Origin of the sequence: uncultured Catenibacterium sp. (assembly GCF_900540665.1) — a bacterium.
Lineage (GTDB): Bacteria > Bacillota_I > Bacilli_A > Erysipelotrichales > Coprobacillaceae > Catenibacterium.
In genome coordinates, this window is the sequence record NZ_UQGV01000098.1 from 1 (window position 1) to 6,012 (window position 6,012).

The 6,012-nt window shown below is 35.4% G+C and carries 6 protein-coding genes; all 6 read left to right on the top strand.

The annotated features are described in order from the left end of the window. Nucleotides 1-432 precede the first annotated feature (432 nt). Complete coding sequence (locus QZQ55_RS10255; RefSeq protein ID WP_295093036.1) at nucleotides 433-1,389, top strand: carbohydrate kinase; 957 nt, start codon at nucleotides 433-435, stop codon at nucleotides 1,387-1,389. 124 nt (nucleotides 1,390-1,513) lie between these two features. Beyond that, entirely contained in the window at nucleotides 1,514-1,936 is a 423-nt protein-coding gene (locus QZQ55_RS10260; protein ID WP_217106209.1) for a PTS sugar transporter subunit IIA, read from the top strand. Nucleotides 1,937-1,954: 18 nt separating this feature from the next. Next, complete coding sequence (locus QZQ55_RS10265; protein ID WP_187011789.1) at nucleotides 1,955-2,440, top strand: PTS sugar transporter subunit IIB; 486 nt, start codon at nucleotides 1,955-1,957, stop codon at nucleotides 2,438-2,440. A gap of 19 nt (nucleotides 2,441-2,459) precedes the next feature. Beyond that, nucleotides 2,460-3,260, top strand: a complete 801-nt coding sequence (locus tag QZQ55_RS10270) for a PTS sugar transporter subunit IIC (protein WP_295093038.1) — start codon at nucleotides 2,460-2,462, stop codon at nucleotides 3,258-3,260. Continuing rightward, a complete protein-coding gene (locus tag QZQ55_RS10275; protein WP_006506710.1) occupies nucleotides 3,257-4,081 on the top strand; it encodes a PTS system mannose/fructose/sorbose family transporter subunit IID in 825 nt (274 codons plus the stop codon). Before QZQ55_RS10270 ends, QZQ55_RS10275 begins: the two co-directional genes overlap by 4 nt. Before the next feature lie 30 nt (nucleotides 4,082-4,111). Continuing rightward, the coding region (locus QZQ55_RS10280) for a hypothetical protein (protein ID WP_295093040.1) at nucleotides 4,112-6,012 on the top strand (1,901 nt) is incomplete at its 3' end.

Consider the following 6,012-nt stretch of genomic DNA (forward strand, 5'->3'; position numbering starts at 1 on the left):
AGAGCGAAGGTCTGACCCCCACAAAAATTAAAGACCCAAAATAAATATTATAGAGAAGATGGTTGCAAAATAGCGCCATCTTTTTTTGAAACGGCAAATGCGTTAATAAATTGAGAAAATTAGCTATATAGAGCTGATTCTCCAAAATAAAAACAGGGAATCTGTTTTTATTTTAGGAATGCTGCGAAATAGTAGAGTACTACTCTTTTGTTCAAAAATACTCGCTAAAAAATGTTGTTGACTATTTATATGAAAAGAATCTATATTACTTGCGAAGGACAAAAACATTTTGTTTTATGTGACGAAACGCCTGCGTTGCGTCACTTTTTTTATTTCATCTCACAGTACATAAACTGTGAGTTTTTTATTTATATCTCAAACTTGGCATGTGGATTGCGATATATATAAGTGAATAAAGAATGGAGGTATTCTATGTACGATGTAACAGCAACAGGTGAACTCTTAATTGACTTCACTAGAAATGGCTTCAGTAAACAAGACAATCGTGTTTATGAAGCTAATCCAGGAGGCGCACCTTGTAATGTGCTTGCTATGCTTGGAAAATTAGGTTATAAAACCGCATTTATTGGAAAAGTAGGAAATGATGAGTTTGGAAAACTGTTAAAGAATACAATCTCAGAACAAAAGATTGATTCTACTGGACTTATTCTAGATCCTGATGCAAAAACAACACTTGCTTTTGTGGACAATGATGAAACAGGAGATCGCAGCTTTTCTTTTTATAGAAAACCAGGTGCAGATATGATGCTTAGGGAAGACGAAGTGAATTATGAATTAATTGATAACTGCCGTATCTTCCACTTTGGCTCTTTGTCTATGACGGATGAGCCAGTAAGATCTGCTACTTATGCGATGGTTGATTATGCAAAAAAGAAAAACAAGATTATTTCTTTTGACCCTAACTTAAGACCATCTTTATGGGAAAGTGAAGAATTAGCTGCAAAGCAGATCTGGTATGGTATTGAACAATGCGACATATTAAAGATTGCGGATAATGAGATTGAATGGCTTATAGGTACTGATGATTATGATAAAGGAATTGAAATCATTAGAGAAAGAACGCATGCAAAACTCATCAATGTCACACTTGGTCCGAACGGTAGTATTGCTTACTATGGTGATCATAAAGTATTTATGGAACCTTATTTAAATAAGGACACTATAGAAACAACAGGTGCAGGTGATACTTTTGGTGCCTGTGCACTTCATGCAGTACTTAAACATGGTTTAGATAACTTAACTGAAGAAAATTTAAAAGAAATGCTTCAGTTTGCGAATGCAGCAGCTTCTTTGATTACAACTAAGAAGGGTGCATTAAGAGTAATGCCAGAAGAAAAAGAAATAAAAGAATTAATAAATACATACTAAAAGTTGGCACGTCAATTGCAGTATATATAAGTGAAAAGAAAAAGAAAGGAGAAAATATAAAACAGAAAACTTAAAAGTTGGCATGATAATTGCAACTTATATAAGTGTAAGGGGGGATATGAAAATGAGACATATTTTAATAGCCACACATGGCTTGCTTGCTTCAGGTGCAAGATCAACAATGGAATTCTTAATCGGTAATGTAGATAACGTAGACTATATTACAGCTTATGTAGATGGACAGAAACCTATCAATGAGCAGATTGAAGAATATTTCGCAAAGATTCCACAGGAAGATGAAGTAGTTATCTTTACTGATATTAAGGGTGGAAGTGTAAATCAGAAGATGATTCCATATTGTGTAAGGGAAAACACTTTCTTGGTATCAGGATTCAATTTAGCTGTTCTTATTGAAGTCACTATGACTCCAGAAAAACTTACTAACGAGTTCTTAAAGGCTAAGATTGAAGAAGCTAGAGAACAGTTATGCTTAGTAGAAATTGAAAAAAACAACACAGAAGAAAGCGATGACGATTTTCTTCTATAAGAAAGAGAGGAAAAGAAAATGATTGTTTGTTTAAGAGTAGACGAAAGATTAATTCATGGACAGGTTGCTATGACTTGGACAAAAGAATTAAAACTTCATGGTTTAGTTGTTGCAAGTGATGAAGCAGCATCTAATGAATTACAGAAGATGTCATTAAAGATGGCAGTACCAGAAGGTATTAAATGTATTATTAAATCAGTAGAAGGCGTTTCATCAATCTTAGATGATCCTAGATCAGAAAAGATGCGCTTAATGGTTCTTGTACCTACAGTACGTGATGCTGTTACTTTATGTAAGAAATACAAGAATATTGAAATGGTTAACTTAGGTAACGCTGGAAAGATGACTTCAGGTGAAAAGATTACTTTAACTAAGGAAGTTATGCTTACAAAAGAAGAATTAGAAGCATTAAAAGAATTAGTTGAATTATATCCAGATACATTTTTCCAGGGTACACCTTCAATGGAAAAGAAACTTGCTACAAACGTATTAAAAAATTTATAAGAGATAGGAGAGAGTTATTATGTTAAACGCATTTTTCGTCGCAGTGGCAGTATTCGTAGGCGTTGCAGGACACGAATTATTCGGTATGGTCATGTTAAGTAGACCAATCGTTGTTGCACCTCTTACTGGTTTATTGCTAGGAGATGTTCAGACAGGTTTATTAGTTGGAGCATCTTTAGAATCAATCTTTATGGGAGTTGTCAATGTAGGTATCTCAAGTACTGCTGAACCAGCTCTAGCTGCAGGTCTTGCTACAGCCTTCACAATTCAGATGGGTGGAAATGTTGGTACTATTATTCCAATCGTATTCCCACTTGCTGTATTAGGTCTTCAGTTCATGAACTTTATTTTCTCATTCGTTATTGGTCCATTCGCACCAAAATTCGAACAGTTAGCTTTAGAAGGTAAAGATAAATCAATCACAGCCCTTCACTTTGGTTTATGGGTATTACACTATGGTTTATATGCTTTAATTCCATTCTTTGCTGTATGGTTAGGATCTGATGTAGTGCAGACAATCTTACAGTCAATTCCTAAGGTAATCATGAATGGTTTAACAGTTGCTGGTAACATGCTTCCTGCTGTAGGTATGGCTATGTTAATGCAAATGTTATGGGATAAGAAAACTGGTATTTACTATATTTTAGGATTTGTTGCAGTGGCTTATTTAAAATTACCACTTATCGCTATCGCGGTATTAGGTGTTGTTATCGCATTAGTAACAGCACAGCGTGATATGCAGTTAAAAGATATGATGGCTAAACCAGCTGTTGCAAGCGCATCAGCTAATGAAAGTGAAGAGGAGGACTTTTTCGCATGAAACTAATGAATAACATTGATAAAGAAGAAAAGAAATTAATCAGAAAGATGTTCTGGAGATCAGGTGCTATGTATGCATCTGTTAACCCAGTTACTATGGGTGGTGCAGGTTTCTGTTATGCTATGATTCCATTCATCAACCATTTCTATAAGAATGATGAAAAGAAAAGACGTGAAGCTCTTGCAAGACATGTCTCTTACTTCAGTACTACAGTACCTCTTGCATCATTTGTAATGGGTATTGCTGGTTCAATGGAAAAAGAAAACAGTGAAAAACCAGACTTTGATGCCAATGCAATTGGTTCTATTAAAACAAGTTTAATGGGTCCATTAGCTGGTATTGGTGATTCATTATTCTGGGGTGTATGGAGAGTTGTCTGTGCAGGTCTAGCAATTGGTTTTGCTAATGCAGGTAACATCCTTGCTCCAATTATCTTCTTAGTATTATTCAACGTACCAAACTTCCTATGCAGATACTATGGTGCATGTTTAGGATATTCTTTAGGTGCTAAGTATATTGAGAAATTATATGCAAACGGCATGATTGAAATCCTTACAAAAGCAGCAGGTATTGTTGGTTTGATTATGGTTGGCGCTATGACAAGCCAGACAGTCGTATTTAAGACAATTCTTGAATTCAAGATGAAGGGACAGTCATTAATGAATGTTCAGTCAGCTCTTGATAGTATCTTTAAAGGTATCGTTCCATTATTAATGACATTTGGCTGCTATAAGCTATTAAATAAGAAAGTCAACGTTATCGCTATTATCTTTGGTATCGTTGCATTAGGAATCGTTTTATCACTATTAGGTATTTGCTAATTAATACCACAGGAGGTCGCTTTGAATACAATGAAATGCAATCCATTCTATATGTTAAGAATCAAGAATGGAATCTATAGTACAGACAACACAATCAGTTATTATCGCAATAAGCTTCCAGATGATACATTTTCATTTGATTCTTCTAATCAAAAAGTTCAAGCCAATCTTGATGAATTTGGCACAATTAAAAACCTTACCTTCTTTCATCACAACTACTACATGGAAAGCAAACCAGGTGTCTGGGTAGGAAAAGACTTTGTCCAGGAACATGATCTTTCTATCTCTATTACCTGGAACGGTAATAAAACTGAATTGAAATCTGATAACTTAGATGTCATCTCTGATCTTGCAGATAATCTTTTTCCAAGAAGTATTCATCATTTTACCTGGGGAACAGTCAGCTTAATTGCTTGTGCACCTATTACTCGTGATGGAGAAAGATTAAGCAGTTTAATGTATGCCATTATCATTGAGAACCAAAGTGACTCGCAAAGAGAAGGAGCCTTAGAACTCCCTTCTCTTTATAAAAAGAAATACTCTGATACAAGAAATGTATTAATAGAATGCCGTGAGGCACAATCTCATAACAGTATTTCATTTACTTTACCACCTCATTCTCAAAAAGAATTCATGATTGCTTTCACTGATCCTAATACGTATCAGGATACACAGAAACTGTTTAGTAGAAGTATTGATGAATGGTTAGAAGAAACACGTCAGTATTATAAACAATGCATAGGTAAAGTCCATTTTGATGATGACCCAATGGCGGGCTACTTAATTGAAAGAGCTTATCAACAGGCGTCCGGTGCTTTCGCCATGAATGGGTATAATCAAATACTTGGTTCAAATTGGGGCACATACCCTGTTACTCCTCATATATGGAATAAAGATATGTATTATTCCAGCCTACCTTATACAATGACTGAACCAGACCTATGTAAAAAAACAATAAAATGGTTTGCCCAATATGGTATCAAATACCCAGGTACTAAATTTGAAGGCGGCATCTTCCATTCATTAAGTAATTCTCTATCAGTGATTCTTCTTTCTGGTGCATATTATGATTATTTTGGTGATCATCATTTCTTTCTAGATAATGAAGATTTATATAAACAGATGAAGGAAATCCTTAACAAAGTCATTACTTCTAGAAATCCAGGTGAACCACACCTATACCACAGTATCTGGATTTCAGATGCCTACTCCCTTGGTACATATCATACAGGATCAAACATTTGTGTATATCGTGCATGTCGCTCCCTATCAAGACTTGCACTTGAAATCTTTGATGAGAAAGAATATGCGATTGAACTAGAAAATGAAGCCCAGGCAATCAAAAATGATATAGAGAAATATATGACTGTAGAAACGAATGGTCATCGTATTTTTCTAGAAGGTATTGCGTCACTTGATCCAGATGCAAAAGAACATATGTCAGATGAGTGTTATCGTAAAGAGATGCTTGATCAAGGACTTCAGTTCTTAACTGACGTGGATCATGACGGTACTATCACATTAAGAATGCATGATGGTGAAGAATCAGACACTACATTATTAAAATATTATGGCTATGAGGCAGGAGACAGAACAACTCACTATGGACAATTCAGTTCAAGTGATGAGAATCCTACTTACAGTAAACTGAGCAGAGGGATTAAATGGGGTAACCAGTCAGGTGCAACATTCCCAGGATATATTTCAATATTGAATGGTGCAGATAATGTAGAAAACTGGAGTGGAGAAAACGGCAGATTTAAAGAATTAGAAAAACTTGCTGATTTAGATGGCAGCTGGTGGTGGTGGCCTTATAAAGTAGGAGCACCTACTGGAGATGTCACACGAATGAACAGCTGTGGTAAATGTGGATGGGCATCAGGCATCTTTTCTAAAGCTAGTTCAATCATCCTTGCTGAAAAATCTTGTCC